This window comes from Enterobacter sp. J49 (genome assembly GCF_002148625.1).
GTDB classification, from domain to species: Bacteria; Pseudomonadota; Gammaproteobacteria; order Enterobacterales; family Enterobacteriaceae; genus Enterobacter; species Enterobacter ludwigii.
The window spans coordinates 39,582-61,017 of record NZ_MWPY01000027.1 but is presented as its reverse complement, the minus strand read 5'-3'; the positions used below and the strand labels follow the sequence as shown (position 1 = coordinate 61,017).

Here is a 21,436-nt window from a genome sequence, read left to right as displayed (position 1 = left end):
CTCGCGCCGGGTCACCGTGTCTGTCCTGCTAACGTTTATCGCTTGCTGATCTGGTCGAAAGTTCCGCCGTTAGAGAAGTGCTCTTTCTGCGCTTTCGCCCAGCCGCCGAACTCTTCATCAATGGTGAAAAGCTTCAGTTTCGGGAAGACGCTTTCATATTTCTTCGCCACTGCCGGATCGCGTGGACGATAGTAGTTTTTCGCCGCAATTTCCTGGCCTTCTGGCGAGTAGAGATACTTCAGGTACGCTTCCGCCACCGCTTTGGTCTCTTTCTTCTCAACCACTTTATCAACCACAGAAACGGTAGGTTCGGCGAGGATAGATTCGCCTGGCGTAACGATCTCGAACTTGTCTTTACCCAGTTCGTGGGTGGCGAGCAGGGCTTCGTTTTCCCATGCGATCAGCACGTCGCCAATCCCACGCTCAACGAAGGTGTTCGTGGCACCACGTGCGCCAGAGTCCAGCACCTCAACGTTTTTATACAGCGCTTTCACGAACGCCTGGGCTTTCGCCTGGTCACCGTTGTTGTGATGCAGCGCGTAGCCCCAGGCCGCCAGGTAGTTCCAGCGTGCGCCACCCGAGCTTTTCGGGTTCGGGGTGATAATGGAAACGCCCGGCTTAACCAGATCGTTCCAGTCATGAATTTGTTTTGGGTTGCCCTTACGCACCAGGAAAACAATGGTCGAGGTGTAAGGCGCTGAGTTGTCTGGCAGGCGTTTGATCCAGTTTTTATCGATACGCCCACGCTCGGCGATGGCGTCGACGTCATAGGCCAGCGCCAGGGTAACCACGTCGGCTTCAATCCCGTTGATGACTGAGGTCGCCTGCTTACCGGAGCCACCATGCGACTGACGCACCACCACGTTGTCGCCGGTTTCCTGTTTCCAGTGTGCCGCGAAGGCTTTGTTGTACTGCTCGTACAGCTCACGCGTCGGGTCGTATGACACGTTCAGTAACTGGATGTCCTTAGCCAAAACGCTGGTCGATGCCAGCAATAATGTTAACCCCACGCCCCATTTATTCATCGCCCGGATCTCTTGTGTAGTGTTTTGATGCTTGCAGCGTGCCAGAAAGCTAACCAATGATTAAAGAATAAAAAAAGATTGGCTATAACATAGAGGAATAAAAAACGGACTGGCATAAAAAAACCGGGCGGCGATATCGCCTTACCCGGTCTTTATGAGCGTGGACTGCAGACCCGGTTAACTCAGCGCGACCGGGGGAAAGTCACCGCTCAGTACAGTTTTTTTGCGCAGTCCAGCCAGTCACCCTTGAACGGACGCTTCATGTTTTCAATGGCGTCGATGATGTCATGGTGAACCAGTTTTTCGTTCTGAATACCCACGCAACGACCGCCATGACCCTGCAGCAGCAGTTCAATGGCGTATGCACCCATACGTGATGCCAGGATGCGGTCGTATGGACCCGGGGAACCCCCACGCTGGATGTGGCCCAGAACGGTAGCGCGCGTTTCACGTTTGGTTTCGGTTTCGATGTACTTCGCCAGCTCGTCAACGTCACAGATATGCTCGGTGATGGCTACGATGGCGTGTTTCTTGCCTTTTGCGATACCCGCTTTGATTTCAGCCACCAGATCTTCACGGCTGAATTCCACTTCCGGAACCACCACGAACTCACAACCGCCGGCGATGGCCGCAGCCAGCGTCAGGTCACCACAGTAACGGCCCATCACTTCCACGATGGAGATACGCTGGTGGGAAGAAGAGGTGTCGCGCAGGCGGTCAATCGCTTCAACAACGGTGCCCAGTGCGGTGAAATAACCGATGGTGTAGTCAGTGCCTTTGATGTCGTTGTCGATCGTACCCGGCAGCCCGATGCACGGGAAGCCCATTTCAGTCAGACGTTTTGCACCCATGTACGAGCCGTCACCACCAATAACAACCAGTGCGTCGAGGCCACGTTTTTTCATGTTCTCAATAGCCACTTCACGGACGTGTTCATCACGGAATTCCGGGAAGCGCGCAGAACCGAGGAAGGTACCGCCACGGTTGATCATGTCGGACACGCTGTAACGGTCGAGCTGAACCATGCGATCTTCATACAGGCCCAGATAACCATCATAGATACCAAAAACTTCCAGGCCTTCCGTCAGCGCTGAACGGACAACCCCACGAATTGCCGCGTTCATGCCCGGCGCATCACCGCCGCTTGTCAACACACCGATTTTCTTAATCATGACTACCTCTGAACTTAGGAATGCAAAATTGAAATCTGTTGCCGGAAGAATTTATCGACCAACGAATACTGCAAATAGTATATCAATCACTTCCAGCTGAATTGATTCAGGTCAGACCAAATGGCGGTAATTTATACACAAAATGCTGGCCTGGCTCACTTTTTTACAACCAATTACGAAAGCTCAACATGTCCGGGTACAACCGAGCAGGGATCCTGGTGAATAATGACGTCTGAACCAGGAAAGCGCTGCAAAATCGCCTGCTCGACCTGCTCAGCAATAACGTGAGCCTGAACCAGTGGCAGGTTGTCTTCCATTTCAATATGAATCTGAATAAAGCGGGTCGGCCCTGACTGCCGCGTTCGAAGATCGTGTGCACCTCTGACACCAGGCCAGGAGGTCACGATAGAAAAAATTTCATTACGTTCTGAGTCCGGGAGGGCGCGGTCCAGAAGCGATTGCACCGCTTCATACCCCATCCGTAAGGCGCTATATAAAATATAGATGCCAATCCCTAACGCAAACAACGCATCGGCCCGATGCCAGCCATACCAGGCCAGACCGAGCGCAATAAGAATAGCGCCATTCATCATAACATCAGATTGATAATGAAGCATATCCGCCCGTACAGCCTGGCTTTGCGTTTTGCGAACAACCCAGCGCTGGAACGTTACCAGAACAAGTGTGCATATAAGTGCCACAATCGTCACGACCACGCCCACGCCGGGATCGTTCATCGGTGACGGCGAGACGAGATGCTGAATACCGGTTAAAAACAGAAACAGCGCGGAGCCGGAAATAAACATGCTTTGCGCCAGCGCGGCCAGCGATTCGGCTTTCCCGTGCCCAAACGTGTGTTCTTCATCCGCCGGTTGCAGCGAGTAACGCACAACCAGCAGGTTCGTCAGCGAGGCGGCAATATCCATCAACGAGTCCACCAACGCCGCGAGAATACTGACTGAGCCGGTATACCACCACGCAAAAATTTTAATCACTAACAGGCTTGAAGCCACGATGGTCGCTGCAATCGCTGCCCGACTTACCAGTCTTCCATAGGATTGATTCATAAACGCTCCTGTCATGTCATGCCGCTAGTATAACGGAAGCATGGGGAGTCAAAGGATGAATAAACGGTTAACAAAGCAGAATGAAGGGCAAAAAAAACCCCCACATCATGTGGGGGAAGACAGGGATGGTGTCTATGGCAAGGAAAACAGGGTTTACTGGTTACTACGGGTACTGCTATTGCTACTGAAAAACGTTGTTTCTGAGCTTCGCTGCATCCGTGCAACCTCACGCAACTGGTCCATTCGCTGCTGATGTCTTGTGTTCAAAACCGCTTGCTGCTCGGGCGTTAGCAGGTGGAACATCTGGTTGCGGACCTTCGCCATCTCTACCTGGCGGGCAACCTGCTCCTGTGCCATTTTTTCGGCCTGAGCGCGTACAGCGCTTTCGTCAAATTTTTCTGCGGTGACAAGGCGGTGCATTGTCTCCATTTCGCTAACATTAACAGGGGGCTGGTCGTGTCGTGCCCTCTGCATCAGATCTCGCATCTGTTGACGCTGATGTTCGGTTAAACTTATGCCATCAAACATATGGCTTTGGCTGCTGTGCTGCGTTGCCCCCTCCGTTGAGGGCCCGTTATCGCCGGGGATAGCTACAGCGGCCTGGCTTAATGTACTGAACGCCAGCGTTGAGGCCATGACGGCAGCGGTAACTTTGCGCATCACTTGCTCCCAAAATCTTTCGTGTCGCGATTCAACGAGAGACAGTCTACGATTCAGGCTGCAAACATGCGTCAGGGGGTGTAAAACAACGTAAAGTCATGGATTAGATAGCCTTGATGTCGTAATTTCTGCCTCGGAGGTATTTAAACAATGAATAAAATCCTGTTAGTTGATGATGACCGAGAGCTCACATCCCTTTTAAAGGAGTTGCTCGACATGGAAGGTTTCAACGTTCTGGTTGCCCATGATGGCGAGCAGGCGCTGAGTCTCCTTGACGACAGCATCGATTTACTTTTGCTCGACGTTATGATGCCGAAGAAAAACGGCATTGATACGTTGAAAGAGCTTCGCCAGACACACCAGACGCCCGTAATTATGCTGACCGCTCGCGGCAGCGAACTTGACCGTGTACTTGGCCTTGAGCTGGGCGCGGATGACTATTTACCAAAGCCGTTTAACGACCGTGAACTGGTTGCCCGTATTCGCGCTATCCTGCGTCGCTCTCACTGGAGCGAACAGCAGCAGAACAGCGACAACAGTTCACCGACGCTGGAAGTCGACTCCCTGAGCCTGAATCCGGGCCGTCAGGAAGCGAGTTTTGACGGTGAAACGCTGGAACTGACTGGCACCGAGTTCACCCTGCTGTATCTGCTGGCCCAGCACCTCGGCCAGGTGGTATCGCGTGAACATTTGAGCCAGGAAGTGCTTGGCAAACGCCTCACCCCGTTTGATCGCGCCATCGATATGCATATCTCGAACCTGCGCCGCAAGCTGCCGGAACGCAAGGACGGGCACCCGTGGTTTAAAACCCTGCGTGGTCGCGGTTATCTGATGGTTTCCGCTTCATGATAGGAAGCTTAACAGCCCGCATCTTCGCCATTTTCTGGCTGACGCTGGCACTGGTTTTAATGCTCGTTTTGATGTTGCCAAAACTCGACTCACGCCAGATGACGGAGCTTCTCGACAGCGAGCAACGTCAGGGCGTGATGATCGAGCAGCACGTGGAAGCCGAGCTGGCAAACGACCCGCCGAACGATTTAATGTGGTGGCGCAGGCTGTTTCGCGCTATCGACAAATGGGCACCGCCAGGCCAGCGCCTGTTGCTGGTGACCAGCGAAGGGCGCGTGATTGGCGCCGATCGCAATGAAATGCAGATCATCCGTAACTTCATTGGTCAGGCGGATAACGCCGACCATCCTCAGAAGAAAAAATACGGTCGGGTTGAGATGGTGGGCCCCTTCTCCGTCAGAGATGGCGAGGATAATTACCAGCTTTACCTGATCCGCCCGGCGAGCAACTCCCAGTCCGATTTTATCAACCTGCTGTTTGACCGCCCGCTTCTGCTGCTGATTGTCACCATGCTGGTCAGTTCACCGCTGCTGCTGTGGCTGGCGTGGAGTCTGGCGAAACCGGCGCGTAAGCTGAAAAACGCGGCGGACGAAGTGGCGCAGGGTAACCTGCGACAACACCCTGAACTGGAAGCCGGTCCACAGGAGTTCCTTGCCGCCGGGACCAGTTTTAACCAGATGGTGAGCGCCCTCGACCGCATGATGACGGCACAGCAACGCCTGCTGTCGGATATCTCGCACGAGCTGCGCACGCCGCTCACGCGCTTACAGCTCGGCACCGCGCTGCTGCGTCGCCGTAGCGGTGAGAGCAAAGAGCTGGAACGTATTGAAACGGAAGCGCATCGTCTGGACAGCATGATTAACGACCTGCTGGTCATGTCGCGCAATCAGCAGAAAAACGCGCTGGTGAGCGAAACGGTGAAAGCCAACCACCTGTGGCATGAAGTGCTGGATAACGCGGCGTTCGAAGCGGAGCAGATGGGGAAATCCTTTACCGTCAACTTCCCGCCGGGGCCATGGCCGCTGTACGGTAACCCCAACACGCTGGAAAGCGCGCTGGAGAACATCGTGCGTAACGCCCTGCGCTATTCGCACACGAAGATTGAGGTAGCCTTCTCGGTGGATAAAGACGGGATCACCATCATCGTTGATGACGATGGTCCTGGGGTAAGCCCGGAAGACCGCGAACAGATTTTCCGTCCGTTCTACCGTACCGACGAGGCGCGTGACCGTGAATCTGGCGGCACAGGGTTGGGTCTGGCGATTGTTGAAACCGCCATGCAGCAGCATCGCGGCTGGGTGAAGGCCGACGACAGCCCGCTGGGTGGGTTGCGGTTAACGCTGTGGCTGCCGTTGTATAAACGTTCGTAGTCGTTTAGCCGGGCAGCGGTATCGCTGACCCGGCTTGCCTCTCCTGCAGGGAAACTATTTCCCCCACAATCTCCGCGAATTATCTTCGATCTTGCTACTTAAACGGCGTTTCTGCATCGTTCGGGTCCAGCTCGTGGACAGCCCCGCAGCGGACAAAAGCCGATGGTACTGGTCGTCATCAAACGGCATATGCCAGGCAATCGCGCAGGCGTCATATACCGAGACATCACTCAGGCGCGATGCCAGCACCAGCGGCGCATCTGCCGATACCTGACCTGCCAGCACCACCCGATATAACCAGCCCGTTTTACCCGCGCTCTGCAGCCGGGCAGACATGTCACTGATGCCGAAATGATAGTTTAGTTTGAAGCACGGCGAGCGCGGCTGCGTCACCTGAATCAGGGCATCGCCCCAGCGGTAGATATCGCCGATAAAGACGTTTTTCTCGGTCAGCCCTTCCGTTGAGAGATTCTCACCAAACGCTGGCGCGACAAACATATCCGCCTGTTCGGGAAACTCGGTTATCCAGTGCTGATAATGTTCCCGCGGATAGTGGCACAGCGCGCGGTCAGGCCCGCCATGGATTTTCTTTTCGGCCTGCTCATCGCCCACCAGCCCGAGGTCGGTTAACGTCAACTCGCCGTCGACCTGAATTTTGGCGATGGCGCTCGGGCGGCTGCCGTCGTACTCCCTTACCTTGCCTGTAAAGACATTCACCGGAAAATGCATCGCTGCTCCTTTCTGCAGATACAAAAAAAGCGAGTCATCAGACTCGCTTCTCACAGGCGTCAATGCAACCTTATTTTTTCGCGGCGAAACGCGCTGCTGCTTCGTCCCAGTTCACCACGTCCCAGAAGGCTTTGATGTAGTCCGGGCGACGGTTCTGGAATTTCAGGTAGTAAGCGTGTTCCCACACGTCCAGACCCAGAATAGGGAAACCGGATGCGCCAGAGATTGCTTCACCCATCAGCGGGGAGTCCTGGTTAGCCGTTGAAACAACCGCCAGTTTGTCACCTTTCAGAACCAGCCACGCCCAGCCAGAGCCGAAACGGGTCGCAGCGGCTTTTTCGAATTCCGCTTTGAAGTTGTCTACAGAACCGAAATCGCGCTCGATAGCCGCTTTCAGGTCGCCCTGCAGGGTGGTACCGGTTTTCAGGCCTTTCCAGAACAGGCTGTGGTTAGCGTGACCACCTGCGTTGTTACGCAGAACGGTTTTCTTGTCAGCTGGCAGCTGGTCCAGTTTGGTGATCAGCTCTTCAACAGGCAGGCTAGCGAACTCTGGCAGGCTTTCCAGCGCGGCGTTCGCGTTGTTCACATAGGTCTGGTGGTGTTTAGTGTGATGGATTTCCATCGTCTGCTTGTCGAAATGCGGTTCCAGTGCGTCGTAGGCATACGGCAGGGATGGCAGTGTATAACTCATAATCCTCTCCATTATTGTCGGGCGGCACAGCTGTTAATGCCGCGTAAGCAGTTGGTTCATTATAGTTAATTAAATGATATTGAAAATGATTATCAATGCCGTAGTTTTTATAAGGTTATTTGGTTTTCGGTTATTGCTGAAATTGTGAGTCTGCTCACCCGGTTAACGCGTTGATTGCCATTCAAAACCAAAGTGCGGCAACCTTCCGAAGGTTACCCGACTGCTTAATTTTTACACTCATCGAGTCGGTGGGAAGCCACCGGCATATAAAAACGATGAGGATGTAAACATGAATCATGCGATTACGATGGGTATTTTCTGGCATCTGATAGGCGCGGCCAGTGCAGCCTGTTTCTATGCCCCGTTTAAACAGGTCAAACAGTGGTCATGGGAAACCATGTGGTCCGTCGGCGGTGTGGTCTCGTGGATAATTCTTCCCTGGACCATCAGCGCCATGCTGCTCCCGGATTTCTGGGGCTACTTCTCCTCCTTTAACGCCTCCACCCTGCTGCCGGTCTTTCTCTTTGGCGCCATGTGGGGCGTCGGTAACATTAACTATGGCCTCACCATGCGCTACCTCGGCATGTCGATGGGCATTGGCATCGCGATTGGTATTACGCTGATTGTTGGCACTCTGATGACGCCGATCCTCAACGGTAACGTCGACGTGCTGATCAACACCAAAGGCGGCCAGATGACGCTGCTGGGCGTGCTGGTGGCCGTCATTGGCGTGGGCATTGTCACCCGCGCAGGGCAGCTGAAAGAGCGCAAAATGGGCATCAGAGCCGAAGAGTTCAACCTGAAGAAAGGCCTGCTGCTGGCGGTGATGTGCGGGATCTTCTCCGCAGGCATGTCATTCGCGATGAACGCCGCCAAACCGATGCATGAAGCCGCTGCCGCACTGGGCGTCGACCCGCTGTACGTGGCACTGCCAAGCTATGTGGTGATCATGGGTGGCGGAGCGGTGGTTAACCTCGGTTTCTGTTTTTTCCGTCTGGCAAACGTGAAGACCTTGTCACTGAAAGCCGACTTCTCGCTGGCTAAAAAGATGATTATCGGGAACGTGCTGCTCTCGGCGCTCGGCGGGCTGATGTGGTATCTCCAGTTCTTCTTCTACGCGTGGGGTCACGCCAGTATTCCGGCGCAGTATGACTATATGAGCTGGATGCTGCACATGAGCTTCTACGTGCTGTGCGGTGGGCTGGTGGGTCTGCTTCTGAAAGAGTGGAACAACGCCGGGCGTCGCCCGGTGGGCGTGCTGAGTCTGGGGTGCGTGGTGATCATTATTGCGGCCAACATTGTGGGCCTCGGCATGGCGAACTGATTACGCCGCGTTACGACTGCGATGACGCCACTGAACCGGCGTCATCCCCACCTCGCGGTTAAAGACCACCGAAAAATAGTTACTGTCCTCAAAGCCGCAGCGCATCGCCACATCGCTGACCATCAGTTCCGTATGCTGAAGCAGGTACTGGGCATGGCAGATGCGCAGCTGGCGCAGATAGTGGTTCACCGTCATCCCGGTCTGGGTGCGGAATTGCTGGCGCAACGCGCGCTCGCTGCACTGCGCCTGCTCGCAGAATTTCTCCAGCACAAAGCTTTTGTTAAGGCTGCCCGCCAGGGTGGTGATGAGCTTATCAAGCAGGGCTTCCTGCGCGGTAGCCGACGGGTTATCAATGGCGTAGCGATGGCGCGTCAACGTCATGACCAGCTGGGCGAAAAGCAGTTCTGCCATCTGGTGAGCCTCAGGATCGCTTTTCTGGCTCTCCTGCTCCAGCTGAGAAATCACCTGTCGCACCTGCGTCATGCCGTTACTGCTCAGTCGCCAGTGCGCCGCGCACTTCGTATCATTAAAACCCGGAATGTAAGCCGCCCAGTCGACGTTGAGTTTCAGCCTGTCGGGGCAGTAAATCACGTTCTGCAGGACCAGGTCGTTGACCGAAGCGTAGGCGTGTTTGTCTTCAGCACGGATGTAAAACAGATCCCCACGCGTAATGCGGTAGGGCCGGTCGTTGAGGATATGCAAGCCATTGCCCCGCCACACCAGCACCAGCTCGCAGAACTCATGAGTGTGCTCGGCAAAGACGTTTTGCGGATAGCGATCCGCCACCGCGACGGCCTGGCCGGCGGAGGCAAAAAAATCCACTTTGCGAAGCATTAGCTGAGCAACCACGACACCACCTCGACAGCAAATAACCTGACATTATTAGCGTTTTTGCCCACGGGAAACGGTGACAACCCTCGCGTTACTGCAGTGACGCGTCCTTTCCCTGGCGAATATCGCGCGGTGACCAGCTAAATTCCCGGCGAAACAGGGTCGAAAAGTGGTTACTGTCGCCGAAACCGCAACGATAGGCGATATCCGTGACGCTCTCATCGGTATGACGCAGCAGATGACGCGCTTTAATCAGGCGCAGACGGTTCAGATAGCGCTGGGGCGTCAGCCCGGTTTGCTGCTTCAGCTGACGATGCAAGGTCCGGAGCGACAGCGAAAAATCATCCGCCAGCGTTTCCCAGCAGACATCCTCGGCGAAATGGTCCTCCAGCCAGGCCATCAGTTGAGTCAAACGCGCATCGTTATTCCCCAGCCCGGCCACCATGCTACTGCGCCGCAGCAGCACCAGCAGCTGCATAAACAGCAGCTCACGCGTGGCGATGACGTGGGTCTCCTGTCCCTCGTCACACTGTTCCATCTGGCTCACCAGCTGGTGCACCTGCTGCAGCGTGGACTGATTCACCCGCCAGTGTGAAGGATAGATGCCGTCCTTCTCCTGCGGCAGGAGATGGTTCAGCCCGGACAGGAACTGGAACGCATCGGGCGAACGGTAGAGCACGTTAGTCAGGCACAGGTTGTCGGTATGTTCATATAAGTGCCGGTCATGATCGCGCACAAAGCAGACCGTCCCACCACTGATGGTATACGGCTGGCCGTTAAACACATGGATCCCCGTTCCGTGTTCAACAATCACTATTTCGTGAAAATCATGATGATGCTCAGGAAACGCCACCTGAGGGAGTCGCGGTTCAATCGCGACAGACGACCCACCCGAAGGAAAAAAATCCACGCTGTGCAGTACGGTCATAACGGCCCCCACCAATGAGAAATGTTCTCAAAATAGTAATTAAGGCCCCGCCCCCTCACCTTAAATTTTCGACCGTAAACCTCGCAAAAACTGTCCGTTTTTCAAGAAACAGGCTGAAAGATCAGGAAATGCGGTAAGCGTCACACTGCCTGCAAACCCCGTCACGCCTGGAAACTGTGAACTCCCTCACGTTCACCTTTGCTTTCTTGCCAGCCCCGGAAAACCGCTGTCACTGGCGAGAAGGTGGTCATGGGTTCCTTTTTTTACACTCACCGCTAATGACTTTAAGAAGGACACAACCATGACTTTTCGCCATTGCGTGGCTGTCGATCTAGGCGCATCCAGCGGCCGTGTAATGCTGGCCACTTATGACGGCAAGCGGCAGACGCTTTCGCTTCGCGAGATGCACCGCTTTGTTAACTGCCTGCAAAAGCAGGACGGCTGTGAGGTGTGGGATATCGACAGCCTTGAGGCAGCGATCCGTACCGGACTGCAGAAGGTCTGCGATGCGGGGATCCGTATCGACAGTATCGGCATCGATACCTGGGGCGTCGATTACGTACTGCTGGACAGCAACGGTAAACGCGTTGGTTTGCCGATAGCCTATCGCGACAGCCGCACCGACGGCCTGATGGCGCGTGCGATTGCCCGGCTTGGCAAAGAAAATATTTATGGCCGCAGCGGCATTCAGTTCCTGCCATTCAATACGCTCTATCAACTGCGCGCGCTGGTCGAACAGCAGCCGGCGCTGGTTCCCCGCGTGGCGCATGCACTGCTGATCCCGGACTACTTCAGCTACCGCCTGACCGGCAACATGAACTGGGAATACACCAACGCCACCACCACGCAACTGGTGAACATCAACTCCGATAACTGGGATGAACACCTGCTGGCCTGGACCGGGGCTTCCCCCTCCTGGTTCGGCACGCCGACGCATCCTGGCAATGTGATCGGTCAATGGATGTGCCCGCAGGGTAATGCGATCCCGGTGGTGGCGGTTGCGAGTCACGATACCGCCAGCGCCGTCATTGCGTCACCGCTTGCCGGTAACGACGCGGCCTACCTCTCTTCCGGGACCTGGTCGCTGATGGGCTTTGAGAGCAAAACTCCCTACACCAGCGATGCCGCGCTGGCCGCGAACATCACCAACGAAGGCGGTGCCGAGGGGCGCTACCGCGTGCTGAAGAACATCATGGGTCTGTGGCTGCTCCAGCGCGTGCTTAAAGAGCAGAACATTACCGACCTGCCCGCGCTTATTGCCGACACCGAAAGACTGAAAGCCTGCAGTTTCCTGATCAATCCCAATGATGACCGCTTTATCAACCCGGCGGACATGAGCGCCGAAATCCAGGCCGCCTGCGTCGACGCCGGGCAGCCCGTGCCATCGAAACCGGCAGAACTGGCACGCTGTATTTTCGACAGCCTCGCCCTGCTGTATGCCGAGATCCTGAGCGAGCTGGCCGACCTTCGTGGCCGGCCGTTCACTCAGCTGCATATTGTCGGCGGCGGCTGCCAGAACCAGCTTCTGAACCAGCTCTGCGCCGATGCCTGCGGGATCACTGTGGTGGCGGGCCCGATTGAAGCGTCGACGCTCGGCAATATTGGCATTCAGCTCATGACCCTGGACGAACTTGCCAGCGTGGACGATTTCCGCACGGTGGTCTCGGCGAACGCCACGCTGACCACGTTCATCCCCAATCCCTGCCATGAAATTGCCCGCTATCGGGCGCAGTTTCAGCAAAACCGACTGACTAAGGAGCTTTGCGCATGACCACTCAACTTGAACAAGCCTGGGACCTGGCTAAACAGCGTTACGCCGCCGTCGGCGTGGATGTCGATGAGGCGCTGCGCCAGCTCGATCGTCTGCCGGTCTCCATGCACTGCTGGCAGGGCGACGACGTTGCCGGTTTTGAAAACCCGGGCGGCTCGCTGACGGGGGGCATTCAGGCCACCGGCAACTATCCGGGCAAAGCGCGTAACGCCACCGAGCTGCGCGCCGACCTGGAGCTGGCGCTGAGCCTGATCCCGGGGCCTAAGCGGCTGAACCTGCATGCTATCTATCTGGAATCTGACACGCCGGTCGCGCGTAACGAGATCAAACCTGCGCACTTTAAAAACTGGGTGGCGTGGGCGAAAGCCAACCAGCTGGGCCTGGATTTCAACCCATCCTGCTTCTCACACCCGCTGAGCGCCGACGGTTTTACCCTTGCCCACGCGAACGACGACATCCGCCAGTTCTGGATTGACCACGTAAAAGCCAGCCGCCGCGTCTCCGCGTACTTTGGCGAGCAGCTCGGCACGCCGTCGGTGATGAACATCTGGATCCCGGACGGCATGAAAGACATCACCGTTGACCGTCTGGCCCCGCGTCAGCGCCTGCTGGCGGCGCTGGATGAAGCCATCAGCGAAAAACTGAACCCGGCGCACCACATCGACGCCGTAGAGAGCAAGCTGTTCGGTATTGGTGCGGAGAGCTACACCGTGGGCTCGAACGAGTTTTACATGGGTTACGCCACCAGCCGCCAGACCGCGCTGTGCCTGGATGCCGGCCACTTCCACCCGACGGAGGTGATCTCCGACAAAATCTCCGCCGCCATGCTCTACGTACCCCGCCTGCTGCTGCACGTGAGCCGTCCCGTACGCTGGGACAGCGACCACGTGGTGCTGCTGGATGACGAAACCCAGGCCATTGCCAGCGAAATCATTCGCCACGACCTGTTTGACCGCGTGCACATTGGCCTCGACTTCTTTGATGCCTCCATCAACCGCATCGCGGCATGGGTGATTGGCACCCGCAACATGAAAAAAGCCCTGCTGCGTGCGCTGCTGGAGCCCACCAGCGCCCTGAAGCAGCTGGAAGAGAACGGCGATTACACCGCGCGCCTGGTGCTGCTGGAAGAGCAGAAAACCCTGCCGTGGCAGGCGGTGTGGGAGATGTACTGCCAGCGTAACGACACCCCAGCGGGCAGTCAGTGGCTGGATAACGTGCGGATGTATGAGAAAGACGTGCTGAGTCAGCGCGGATAAATATGCCCTCACCCTCTTCCTGTGGAAGAGACCACTTTTACCCCCTCTCCCTGTGGGAGAGGGCCGGGGTGAGGGAAACGCTCACCACGATCACGGGAAATGAAACACTATGCAGACCATCACTAACGCCTGGTTCGTCCAGGGCATGATTAAAGCCACCTCCGACGCCTGGCTGAAAGGCTGGGACGAGCGCAATGGCGGTAACCTGACGCTGCGCCTGGATGATGCCGACATTGAACCGTTCGCCGCCGAGTTCCATCAGAAGCCGCGCTATATCGCCCTGAGCCAGCCAATGCCGCAGCTCGCCAGCACGCCGTTTATCGTTACCGGTTCCGGTAAATTCTTCCGTAACGTGCAGCTCGACCCGCAGGCCAACCTCGGTGTGGTGAGAGTGGACAGCGACGGCGCAGGCTATCACATCCTCTGGGGGCTGACGGACGATGCAGTGCCCACGTCTGAACTCCCGGCGCACTTCCTCTCTCACTGTGAGCGTATCAAGGCAACCCACGGCAAAGACCGGGTGATCATGCACTGTCACGCCACCAACCTGATCGCCCTGACCTACGTGCTGGAAAACAGTAGCGACTACCTCACGCGGAAGCTGTGGGAAGGCAGCACCGAATGTCTGGTGGTTTTCCCCGACGGGGTCGGCATTCTGCCGTGGATGGTGCCGGGTACCGACGAAATCGGCCAGGCCACCGCCATCGAAATGCAGTCACACTCCCTGGTGCTGTGGCCGTTCCACGGGGTATTCGGCAGCGGGCCGACGCTCGACGAAACGTTTGGTCTGATTGATACCGCCGAGAAGTCCGCCGAGGTGCTGGTGAAGGTCCTGTCGATGGGCGGCATGAAGCAGACCATCACCCGGGAAGAGCTGATTGCACTCGGTAAACGCTTTGGCGTCACGCCGATGCAGTCGGCACTGGATTTGTACCCATAGCGGCCCGCGAAAGCGGCTGGAGGCATGATGATCCGCAAAGCATTTGTGATGCAGGTGAACCCTGACGCGCACGACGAGTACGCGCGTCGCCATAACCCCATCTGGCCAGAGCTGGAGGCGGTATTAAAAGACCACGGTGCGCACCACTACGCTATCTATCTCGATGAGGCGCGTAACCTGCTGTTTGCGAGCGTTGAGATTGAATCGGAAGCGCGCTGGAACGCGGTGGCAAAGACCGACGTTTGTCAGCGCTGGTGGAAATACATGGGTGAGGTAATGCCCTCGAACCCCGACAACAGCCCGGTGAGTGCCGAACTGAAAGCGGTGTTTTACCTGCCCTAAAGCGTTAACGCTGCCGCATCCGCGGCAGCGTCCTGCGTTAGTTTGCCTCAACCGCAGCGCGGCGCGCCGCAATCTCCTGCTTACTGCTCAGCGTAAAGGCCGAGACCACCGTAATCGCCAGTACAAAACAGCCCAGCATCAGGTAGGTCTCCTGGAAACCGATCCGGTCATACATATTCCCGGCAAAAGCAGAGAGGAAAATCGCCGCCGACTGTTTGGCAAACTGGAAGCCAATCAGATAGATAGTGGCCGACAGACGGGTATCGAACACGCCGGTGATGTATTTGAACGCCCCCACCAGCAGGAACGGAACCTCCAGCGCGTGCAGCATCTTCAGGGCAATGACCTCCACCGCGGTGGTGGCGAACGACGAGCCGATAATGCGCGTCGCCATAATCAGCCCGGCAATCAGCAGCGTATTCTTCGCGCCGATACGGTTGATGATCCACGGCGAGCAGAACATGATGATCGCGTTGCAAATTTCCCCCGCCGTGGTGGCAAAACCAAAGGCTCGCGTTCCCTCCTGCGGCGTTGCGAAGAAGGTTTTAAAGAAGGTGGCAAACTGCTGGTCAAAAACGTCATACACGCAGGCCACACCGATGACGTACAGAATGAACATCCACATTCTGCGCTGACGGAACAGGTTAAAGACCGTCCTGGCGGTGATCTGCGGCTGGTTGGCCCCCAGCGCATTCATCACCTGCGCAGTCTGGTTTGGCTTCGGTTTCGCAACCACCAGCAACAGCATCAGCAGCAGCGCAGCCGCTGACCCCATCCAGAAGACATACGACGGGTCGATGCCAAACAGAATACCGCCCGTTGAAGCGCACAGCCCCCAGCCGAGACAGCCGAACATGCGCGCCTTGCCGTATTCAAACAAGCTGTTACGGCTCACGCGTTCAATGTAGGCCTCAATTGCGCCTGAACCTGCGGAGAAGACAAAACCGATGTACAGACCGCCGCTCAGCGCCCCCAGCCAGATACTGGTTTTCAGCAGTGGCGCAAAGACATACAGGAAGAACGGCGCGAACAGAAACAGCAGCACCGTGATAATCCACAGCAGGTGTTTTTTCAGCCCCAGCTTATCCGAAATGACCCCAAGTACGGGCTGGAAGGCGATGGCCGAAAGCGAGATACAGGAGAATACGATCCCGGTATGGGTTTTGTTCAGGCCAATGACATCCGACAGCCAGATCGGCAGAAACGGAAAGCAGGTGGCCATAATGAAGAAGTAGAGAAAGAAGAACAGCCCGAAGATCCAGAAGTTAGGGTTGTCTTTGTGGGTACAGGTTGTTGTGTTCATTATTTTTATCCTCAACGGAGGGCCAGTCTCCCGGCCCATCACCCTTACACGCGTTCAACGCCAATCAGAATGGCGGTTTCCGGGTCCAGAATCGGCAGTGCGATCCCCGCCTGCATCAGCCACTCACCGCTGGCCGTCTGGGACGTTTCCATCCACGCCGGCAGCTTGCGCATCGTGTGCCCGCCCTCACCGGTGAGTCGAATGTTGGGGTGGTCGAGCAGCGTGATGCGGTACTGCGCCTGCGCGTCGAGCCCCGGCATGCGCAGCGGCATCATGAGCGTGTAATCCGGCATGGCCAGTTGGCTGACCATAAACAACCCCTGCGTTTTATCTTCGCTCACTATACCCTGCGCCAGCGTGCTGGCATCCGGCATATCCACGCGCCACTGGGTACCGTGATGGATGACTTCCCGCCACTGCTTGTGCAGCGCGGCGTAATGGCGATAGCCTTCACGCTCCTGAGCATCGACGGTGAGCGGATCAAGCTCCAGTCCCATGTGGCCAAACAGTGCTGTCAGGCCGCGGAAAGCAATGCTGTGCTGGCGGAAGGTGGCGTGACATTTATGATGACCGATATGCGCGCCCATCACTTCCGGCGGGAAGAAGTAGCTCATGCCACGCTGGATGGTATTGCGCTCCAGCGCGTCGTTATTATCAGAGGCCCAGAAGCGGTGGCTGCGGGTCAGGACTTCATAGTCGATTCGCCCGCCGCCCGAGGAGCAGGACTCAAATTCAATGTGCGGGAAACGCTCGCCCAGCACGTCTAACAGACGATAAAACTGCCGCGTCTGCGCATCCGCGGCGGCTTTGCCGTGGTGCCCGGGCTGTACCAGTTCGCGGTTCATATCCCACTTAACGTAGTCGATGGCATGTTCGCCCAGCAGCCAGCTCATGCGCTCGACCAGATAATCAAAAGCCTGCGGAATATTCAGGTTGAGCACCAGTTGATGACGGCCCGTTGCCTGGGTGTAGCCCGGCAGCGCCAGCACCCAGTCGGGATGGGCACGATACAGATCCGAGTCCGGGTTAATCATCTCCGGCTCAATCCAGATACCAAATTCCATGCCGCGCTTTTTCACATGGTTAATCACCGGCGTCAGCCCGTCCGGGTATTTTTTCTCGTCCAGGTACCAGTCACCCAGCGCCGCGTGGTCATCGTTACGGCCTTTGAACCAGCCGTCGTCGATGATAAAACGCTCCACGCCCAGCGCCGCAGCCTCATCGGCCATGCGCATGATGTACGCCGGGTCATGGCTGAAGTAGATCCCCTCCCAGGTATTGAGATGTACCGGGCGCGGTTTGTTTTCAGGGAAGCGGATAACGTTCTCGCGCAGATACCGGTGGAACGACTGGCTCATGCCGTTCAGACCCCGTGCGGAGTAGCTCGCATACAGGCGTGGTGTCCAGAGCGTTTCCCCCTCTTCAATCGCCATTTCTCCCGGCAGGTAGAGGGCTTCGGCCTGCAGATAGCGGCGTCCGTCGGTTTTGACTTCCGCACGCAGGCGGTGGTTGCCGCTCCAGCCCAGATGCACGCCCCAGACGTCGCCGTGCATTTCGTTAAATGAGGACGTACCGGCGATCAGCGCCGGGAAGTGTTCGTGAGAGGTCCTGCCGCGGCGGTTTTCAATCACAACGCTGTCGTGTTCAAGCTTCACGCGATGCGGCTGGAACTCACGGATCCAGCGTCCGTGGAACGCCATCACGTCCTGCGCGCGTTCAGCGACCGGTAGCGTCACGGCGAAACGATCAACCTGCCACGCCTGCGCCCGCAGGTTAGTTAAACCGTGACGCACCACCAGTACCCCGCTTGCATCCAGTGCCAGCTCGCTGGTCAGACGCAACCCGGCATGTTCATCTTCCGCCGTTAACGTCAGGGTTTGTCCCTGGTGCTGCACATGGGTGGTTTTAAAGACAGGCGACCCGTCCAGCCCCTGGCGGTGCCCTTCGATACCGGGCGAACCAAACAGACCGTGTCCCAGCTCCGCCATCAGCGTCACCGGGGCGTCAACGTCGAGCCTGCCGTTCGCCACAGGACGAGACAGACTTACCACATCTTGCGGTGAAAAGTGGTGAAGGTGCGGCCCCCAGTAGAGAATTTCGGCGAACGGGTGCGTGGTTATCACCAGGTCAACCGCCTTACTTTCGAGTCGAAAAATGGAATCGTGCATCAGACCTCTCCTGTCATCGGGATGATCTGAGTGTTGATCCGAAACGTTTCGGGTACAAACCAAAACGTTTCGGATCTGTGATCGGCTTTGGAATTTTGCTGTGTTTAGGCCGTCTGGCCCGGGAAGAACTCTGGCTGCCAGAGCACCTGAAGCTGAGCGATATCGTCGCCGTTAATCAACTGACGCACCATGTCAGCGATCTGTTTCCCGACGCCCTGGCGGGTGGACTGAATAACCGCCGCCACATCAACATCGACAATGCTGTCCTGCGGTAAGCCGTCGTAAACCACCAGCGAAACGGCGTTTTCACCGCAGAGAAGACCCCGCTGCGCCAGCGCCATGGCCGCGCCGTCGCCGTGAGTGTTGCAGTCGGTAATGATGGCCGTGGGGGGCTGCGGCAGCGAGAGAAGTTCATTCGTCGTGGCGTAACCCACGCGGCGCGAAGGCGGCATGGCGCGCAGCCATTCGCTGGATAACCCGGCTTCGCGTAGCGCATCCAGATAACCCTGGCGGCGCTGGGTGATGAAGGCCTGATTGTTGCTTTCACCCAGCAAGGCGATGCGGCGATGTCCCTTTTCAATCAGCCAGCGGGTGGCATTATACGTGCCGGCATAGTTGTCAAAATCAAACCACGCATAGGGCTGCGGTAGCTGGCTGCGCCCGAGCGCGAGAAAGGGAAAACCGGCGGCCTGAAGCTGTTCCAGCCGCGGGTCATGATCCAGCGTGTGCGCCACAATCAGCGCATCCACGCGACGACTTTGCACCATACGCATATAGCTGTGCTTGTCCGCCAGATCGTCATCGGCAATCAGCAGGAGATCGATTTCATGTCGCGCCAGTTCGTGGCTAATTTCGCCGACCATGTCCATAAAGACGCTGTTATTGAGCGGAACAGGATGCACCGGAAAAACCAGACCCACGGCGTCGATTTTGCCCATCTTCAGGCGACGCGCAAAGGTGTTTGGCCGGTAGCCACGGCGCTGAGCCTCCGCTTCGACGCGGGCGCGCGTCTCGCGGGAGACATCGTCATACCCGTTAAGGGCGCGGCTGACGGTGGTAACAGACAGCCCCAGTTCTTTGGCAATGGCTTTAAGCGACATGATTTTCCGTATCTGCGTTAATTTTGTTCAGCCACCAGAAGCGCGTGCGTATCCGGCTCCAGGGCCTTAAAGATATGCGGCTGGTCAGCGGGATAGCAAATGTAATCCCCCGGGCCAAGCTCTTCCGCCGCGTCGATCAGACCAACCAGCGCTCTACCCTGCGTCACAATAATATGCTCCACTGAGCCTGCCGGATGTGGCTGAGAAATGCGGTCGGCACCCGGCTGGGTGAGTAACAGGTAGATGTCACGACGCGCGCCCGGCGGGCACGCCGCCAGCAAAATGGCTTCATAATTGGCCTGTCCGGCAACCACCTTCGTTCCTTCTCCACGGCGGATCACCTGAGTGGTCGGCTGCTGCGGTTCAAGCAAACGGGCAAAAGGAATGTCCAGCGCCACACAGAGTGACCAGAGCGTCTCCAGGCTGGGATTCCCGTTGCCGGACTCCAGCTGCGACAGCGTGGATTTAGCGATCCCGGCACGGCGCGCGATTTCCGCCAATGAAAGTCCGGTTCGCAGGCGTTCTCGCACCAGACTTTTAGCGATCACGCTGATTGGCTGCGTCATAAAAACGGCCCCTTTGTTCTATAAACCGAACGAATCGTTCGCCTTGAAAAACGGTTCTGATGCGTTCATTATAATGGAAATACGTTCGATATGGCTAAAATAGTATGAAGCATCATCTCTCCACCCTGAAAGGCGACACGATAAAAGCAATCATCCTGGTGTGTCTCGCGGTAGGCGTCGTCGGGATGTCCTATGGTTCGCTGGCAATGGCCTACGGTTTCCCGGTCTGGGTCCCGTTTTTACTCTCCATTACCGTGCTGGCGGGTGCCTCTGAATTTATGTTTATCGGCATTGTGGCAAGCGGCGGTAACCCTCTGGCAGCGGCGGCTGCCGGATTACTGGTTAATGCACGTCATGTACCGTTTGGAGTGACGGTGCGTGAACTGGTGGGTAAACGTGGCCTGAGTTTTCTGGGTTGCCACATTATGAACGACGAAAGCGTGGTGTTCGGGTTGTCGCAAAAAACGCCCGAACAGCGTAAGGCGGCATACTGGTTATGCGGTTTAGGCGTGGCGATCGTCTGGCCGCTGGGTACATTGCTGGGCACCATGGTTGGCAAACTGTTGCCGGACCTTGAAACCATCGGGCTGGATGCGGTATTCCCGGCGATTTTACTGGCGTTAGTGGTGCCGGCTTTTAAAAATCGCACTACCCTGATCCGCGCCTGCAGCGGTGCTGCATTGTCACTGGCCGCCGTGCCGTTTGCCCCGGTGGGTTTACCGGTTCTGCTCTCTTTACTGGGTCTTGCTGCGAGGAAAAAATAATGGGGAATATGACGGTCTTTATTCTCGGTATCGCCGTGCTTTCCGTGGGAACCTATTTAATGCGTCTCGGCGGGGCAAAACTCGGCAACCGACTGGCGCTGTCAGACCGCTCTCAGGCTCTGCTTTCAGATGCGGCAACGGTTTTGCTGTTTTCCGTCGCGCTGGCGACCACCTTCTATGAAGGTGAGCATTTTGCCGGTATGGCGCGCGTACTGGGCGTGGCGTTTGCAGTGTTTCTGGCATGGCGAAAAATGCCGTTAATTGTGGTGATCGTGGCGGCAGCGGTCGTGACTGCAATGCTGCGCCTGGCGGGTATCCAATAAAAAAAGCGCCCCTGGGGCGCTCTTTCGACGGTGTGGCAGCTTATTTGTTCAGTTCAGCGGTCATGTGTACGCGGTTACCCGTAAACGCCTGCGTAATTTTGTAAGATGACGCGCCCGCTTCCTGAGCCTGTGCAGCAATTTTCGCTTCTGCGCCATCAATGGTAGAGGCGGTTGCGGTCACAGTCTGTGCAGCGAAAGAACCGAAAGACGTAGCCAGAGCGATTACTGCGACAAAAGTTTTGATGCTTTTCATGATA

Annotated in this window: 22 protein-coding genes; 9 read left to right on the top strand and 13 right to left on the bottom strand. The window is 56.7% G+C overall.

Features of this window, described 5'->3' with window-relative positions; genetic code table 11:
- Positions 1–35: 35 nt before the first annotated feature.
- The 4 genes from BJP35_RS07065 to cpxP all read right to left on the bottom strand — a co-directional run bounded on the left by BJP35_RS07065 (position 36) and on the right by cpxP (position 3,924).
- Positions 36–1,025, bottom strand: coding sequence for a sulfate ABC transporter substrate-binding protein (locus BJP35_RS07065; protein WP_032680073.1), 990 nt, complete (start codon positions 1,023–1,025; stop codon positions 36–38).
- Between the two features lie 209 nt (positions 1,026–1,234).
- Positions 1,235–2,197, bottom strand: a complete 963-nt coding sequence (pfkA, locus tag BJP35_RS07060; protein WP_014172210.1) for a 6-phosphofructokinase — start codon at positions 2,195–2,197, stop codon at positions 1,235–1,237.
- Positions 2,198–2,370: 173 nt separating this feature from the next.
- Complete coding sequence (gene fieF, locus BJP35_RS07055; RefSeq protein ID WP_020883958.1) at positions 2,371–3,264, bottom strand: CDF family cation-efflux transporter FieF; 894 nt, start codon at positions 3,262–3,264, stop codon at positions 2,371–2,373.
- A 153-nt stretch (positions 3,265–3,417) separates the two neighbouring features.
- Positions 3,418–3,924: a cell-envelope stress modulator CpxP gene (gene cpxP, locus BJP35_RS07050; RefSeq protein ID WP_020883960.1), complete on the bottom strand. Its 507-nt coding sequence runs from the start codon at positions 3,922–3,924 to the stop codon at positions 3,418–3,420.
- 150 nt (positions 3,925–4,074) lie between these two features.
- On the opposite strand from cpxP, the gene cpxR reads away from it, so the two are divergent.
- Positions 4,075–4,773, top strand: a complete 699-nt coding sequence (gene cpxR, locus BJP35_RS07045) for an envelope stress response regulator transcription factor CpxR (RefSeq protein WP_014172213.1) — start codon at positions 4,075–4,077, stop codon at positions 4,771–4,773.
- Positions 4,770–6,143 (top strand): envelope stress sensor histidine kinase CpxA, encoded by a 1,374-nt coding sequence (cpxA, locus tag BJP35_RS07040; protein WP_010436910.1) that lies wholly within the window; start codon positions 4,770–4,772, stop codon positions 6,141–6,143. The genes cpxR and cpxA overlap by 4 nt, the downstream gene beginning before the upstream one ends.
- A gap of 54 nt (positions 6,144–6,197) precedes the next feature.
- On the opposite strand, the gene yiiM is transcribed toward cpxA, so the two are convergent.
- Positions 6,198–6,872, bottom strand: coding sequence for a 6-hydroxyaminopurine reductase (gene yiiM / locus BJP35_RS07035; RefSeq protein ID WP_032679245.1), 675 nt, complete (start codon positions 6,870–6,872; stop codon positions 6,198–6,200).
- Positions 6,873–6,942: 70 nt separating this feature from the next.
- Complete coding sequence (sodA, locus tag BJP35_RS07030; RefSeq protein WP_014833772.1) at positions 6,943–7,563, bottom strand: superoxide dismutase [Mn]; 621 nt, start codon at positions 7,561–7,563, stop codon at positions 6,943–6,945.
- A 289-nt stretch (positions 7,564–7,852) separates the two neighbouring features.
- On the opposite strand from sodA, the gene rhaT reads away from it, so the two are divergent.
- Positions 7,853–8,887: an L-rhamnose/proton symporter RhaT gene (gene rhaT / locus BJP35_RS07025; protein WP_014172215.1), complete on the top strand. Its 1,035-nt coding sequence runs from the start codon at positions 7,853–7,855 to the stop codon at positions 8,885–8,887.
- Here rhaT and rhaR read toward each other — a convergent pair whose 3' ends face one another.
- Together rhaR and rhaS are read right to left on the bottom strand one after the other, a co-directional pair.
- On the bottom strand, positions 8,888–9,736 hold the full coding sequence (gene rhaR / locus BJP35_RS07020; RefSeq protein ID WP_014172216.1) for an HTH-type transcriptional activator RhaR: 849 nt from the start codon (positions 9,734–9,736) through the stop codon (positions 8,888–8,890).
- Positions 9,737–9,809: 73 nt separating this feature from the next.
- Complete coding sequence (gene rhaS / locus BJP35_RS07015; RefSeq protein WP_047742306.1) at positions 9,810–10,646, bottom strand: HTH-type transcriptional activator RhaS; 837 nt, start codon at positions 10,644–10,646, stop codon at positions 9,810–9,812.
- A gap of 301 nt (positions 10,647–10,947) precedes the next feature.
- On the opposite strand from rhaS, the gene rhaB reads away from it, so the two are divergent.
- The 4 genes from rhaB (at position 10,948) to rhaM (ending at position 14,955) form a co-directional block, all read left to right on the top strand.
- Positions 10,948–12,417 carry a rhamnulokinase gene (gene rhaB / locus BJP35_RS07010; protein ID WP_047742308.1) on the top strand — a complete coding sequence of 490 codons (1,470 nt, stop codon included), beginning with the start codon at positions 10,948–10,950 and terminating at the stop codon, positions 12,415–12,417.
- Positions 12,414–13,673, top strand: coding sequence for an L-rhamnose isomerase (gene rhaA / locus BJP35_RS07005; RefSeq protein ID WP_020883965.1), 1,260 nt, complete (start codon positions 12,414–12,416; stop codon positions 13,671–13,673). Before rhaB ends, rhaA begins: the two co-directional genes overlap by 4 nt.
- Positions 13,674–13,782: 109 nt before the next feature.
- Positions 13,783–14,613, top strand: a complete 831-nt coding sequence (gene rhaD / locus BJP35_RS07000) for a rhamnulose-1-phosphate aldolase (protein ID WP_014172220.1) — start codon at positions 13,783–13,785, stop codon at positions 14,611–14,613.
- A gap of 27 nt (positions 14,614–14,640) precedes the next feature.
- Positions 14,641–14,955, top strand: a complete 315-nt coding sequence (gene rhaM / locus BJP35_RS06995; protein ID WP_032679248.1) for an L-rhamnose mutarotase — start codon at positions 14,641–14,643, stop codon at positions 14,953–14,955.
- A 37-nt stretch (positions 14,956–14,992) separates the two neighbouring features.
- Here the strand turns inward: rhaM and BJP35_RS06990 are convergent, their stop codons facing one another.
- From BJP35_RS06990 to BJP35_RS06975, 4 genes are all read right to left on the bottom strand, one after another.
- Positions 14,993–16,258: an MFS transporter gene (locus tag BJP35_RS06990; RefSeq protein WP_025202744.1), complete on the bottom strand. Its 1,266-nt coding sequence runs from the start codon at positions 16,256–16,258 to the stop codon at positions 14,993–14,995.
- A 44-nt stretch (positions 16,259–16,302) separates the two neighbouring features.
- Positions 16,303–18,426 (bottom strand): alpha-galactosidase, encoded by a 2,124-nt coding sequence (locus BJP35_RS06985; RefSeq protein ID WP_086462984.1) that lies wholly within the window; start codon positions 18,424–18,426, stop codon positions 16,303–16,305.
- 104 nt (positions 18,427–18,530) lie between these two features.
- Positions 18,531–19,526, bottom strand: coding sequence for a substrate-binding domain-containing protein (locus BJP35_RS06980; RefSeq protein WP_014172224.1), 996 nt, complete (start codon positions 19,524–19,526; stop codon positions 18,531–18,533).
- Between the two features lie 17 nt (positions 19,527–19,543).
- Positions 19,544–20,092, bottom strand: coding sequence for a helix-turn-helix domain-containing protein (locus BJP35_RS06975; RefSeq protein WP_014172225.1), 549 nt, complete (start codon positions 20,090–20,092; stop codon positions 19,544–19,546).
- A gap of 104 nt (positions 20,093–20,196) precedes the next feature.
- Here BJP35_RS06975 and BJP35_RS06970 point away from each other — a divergent pair, with 104 nt between their 5' ends.
- Together BJP35_RS06970 and BJP35_RS06965 are read left to right on the top strand one after the other, a co-directional pair.
- A complete protein-coding gene (locus BJP35_RS06970; RefSeq protein ID WP_014172226.1) occupies positions 20,197–20,856 on the top strand; it encodes an AzlC family ABC transporter permease in 660 nt (219 codons plus the stop codon).
- Positions 20,856–21,179 carry an AzlD domain-containing protein gene (locus tag BJP35_RS06965; RefSeq protein WP_040018299.1) on the top strand — a complete coding sequence of 108 codons (324 nt, stop codon included), beginning with the start codon at positions 20,856–20,858 and terminating at the stop codon, positions 21,177–21,179. The genes BJP35_RS06970 and BJP35_RS06965 overlap by 1 nt, the downstream gene beginning before the upstream one ends.
- A gap of 40 nt (positions 21,180–21,219) precedes the next feature.
- Here BJP35_RS06965 and BJP35_RS06960 read toward each other — a convergent pair whose 3' ends face one another.
- Positions 21,220–21,432: a DUF1471 domain-containing protein gene (locus BJP35_RS06960; RefSeq protein ID WP_008501827.1), complete on the bottom strand. Its 213-nt coding sequence runs from the start codon at positions 21,430–21,432 to the stop codon at positions 21,220–21,222.
- Positions 21,433–21,436 lie beyond the last annotated feature (4 nt).

Bases quoted from the DNA above. Each gene is read 5' to 3' on its own strand.
- BJP35_RS07065 (WP_032680073.1), bottom strand. From the start codon at position 1,025: ATGAATAAATGGGGCGTGGGGTTAACATTATTGCTGGCATCGACCAGC.
- pfkA (WP_014172210.1), bottom strand. From the start codon at position 2,197: ATGATTAAGAAAATCGGTGTGTTGACAAGCGGCGGTGATGCGCCGGGC.
- fieF (WP_020883958.1), bottom strand. From the start codon at position 3,264: ATGAATCAATCCTATGGAAGACTGGTAAGTCGGGCAGCGATTGCAGCG.
- cpxP (WP_020883960.1), bottom strand. From the start codon at position 3,924: ATGCGCAAAGTTACCGCTGCCGTCATGGCCTCAACGCTGGCGTTCAGT.
- cpxR (WP_014172213.1), top strand. From the start codon at position 4,075: ATGAATAAAATCCTGTTAGTTGATGATGACCGAGAGCTCACATCCCTT.
- cpxA (WP_010436910.1), top strand. From the start codon at position 4,770: ATGATAGGAAGCTTAACAGCCCGCATCTTCGCCATTTTCTGGCTGACG.
- yiiM (WP_032679245.1), bottom strand. From the start codon at position 6,872: ATGCATTTTCCGGTGAATGTCTTTACAGGCAAGGTAAGGGAGTACGAC.
- sodA (WP_014833772.1), bottom strand. From the start codon at position 7,563: ATGAGTTATACACTGCCATCCCTGCCGTATGCCTACGACGCACTGGAA.
- rhaT (WP_014172215.1), top strand. From the start codon at position 7,853: ATGAATCATGCGATTACGATGGGTATTTTCTGGCATCTGATAGGCGCG.
- rhaS (WP_047742306.1), bottom strand. From the start codon at position 10,646: ATGACCGTACTGCACAGCGTGGATTTTTTTCCTTCGGGTGGGTCGTCT.
- rhaB (WP_047742308.1), top strand. From the start codon at position 10,948: ATGACTTTTCGCCATTGCGTGGCTGTCGATCTAGGCGCATCCAGCGGC.
- rhaA (WP_020883965.1), top strand. From the start codon at position 12,414: ATGACCACTCAACTTGAACAAGCCTGGGACCTGGCTAAACAGCGTTAC.
- rhaD (WP_014172220.1), top strand. From the start codon at position 13,783: ATGCAGACCATCACTAACGCCTGGTTCGTCCAGGGCATGATTAAAGCC.
- rhaM (WP_032679248.1), top strand. From the start codon at position 14,641: ATGATCCGCAAAGCATTTGTGATGCAGGTGAACCCTGACGCGCACGAC.
- BJP35_RS06990 (WP_025202744.1), bottom strand. From the start codon at position 16,258: ATGAACACAACAACCTGTACCCACAAAGACAACCCTAACTTCTGGATC.
- BJP35_RS06985 (WP_086462984.1), bottom strand. From the start codon at position 18,426: ATGCACGATTCCATTTTTCGACTCGAAAGTAAGGCGGTTGACCTGGTG.
- BJP35_RS06980 (WP_014172224.1), bottom strand. From the start codon at position 19,526: ATGTCGCTTAAAGCCATTGCCAAAGAACTGGGGCTGTCTGTTACCACC.
- BJP35_RS06975 (WP_014172225.1), bottom strand. From the start codon at position 20,092: ATGACGCAGCCAATCAGCGTGATCGCTAAAAGTCTGGTGCGAGAACGC.
- BJP35_RS06970 (WP_014172226.1), top strand. From the start codon at position 20,197: ATGAAGCATCATCTCTCCACCCTGAAAGGCGACACGATAAAAGCAATC.
- BJP35_RS06965 (WP_040018299.1), top strand. From the start codon at position 20,856: ATGGGGAATATGACGGTCTTTATTCTCGGTATCGCCGTGCTTTCCGTG.
- BJP35_RS06960 (WP_008501827.1), bottom strand. From the start codon at position 21,432: ATGAAAAGCATCAAAACTTTTGTCGCAGTAATCGCTCTGGCTACGTCT.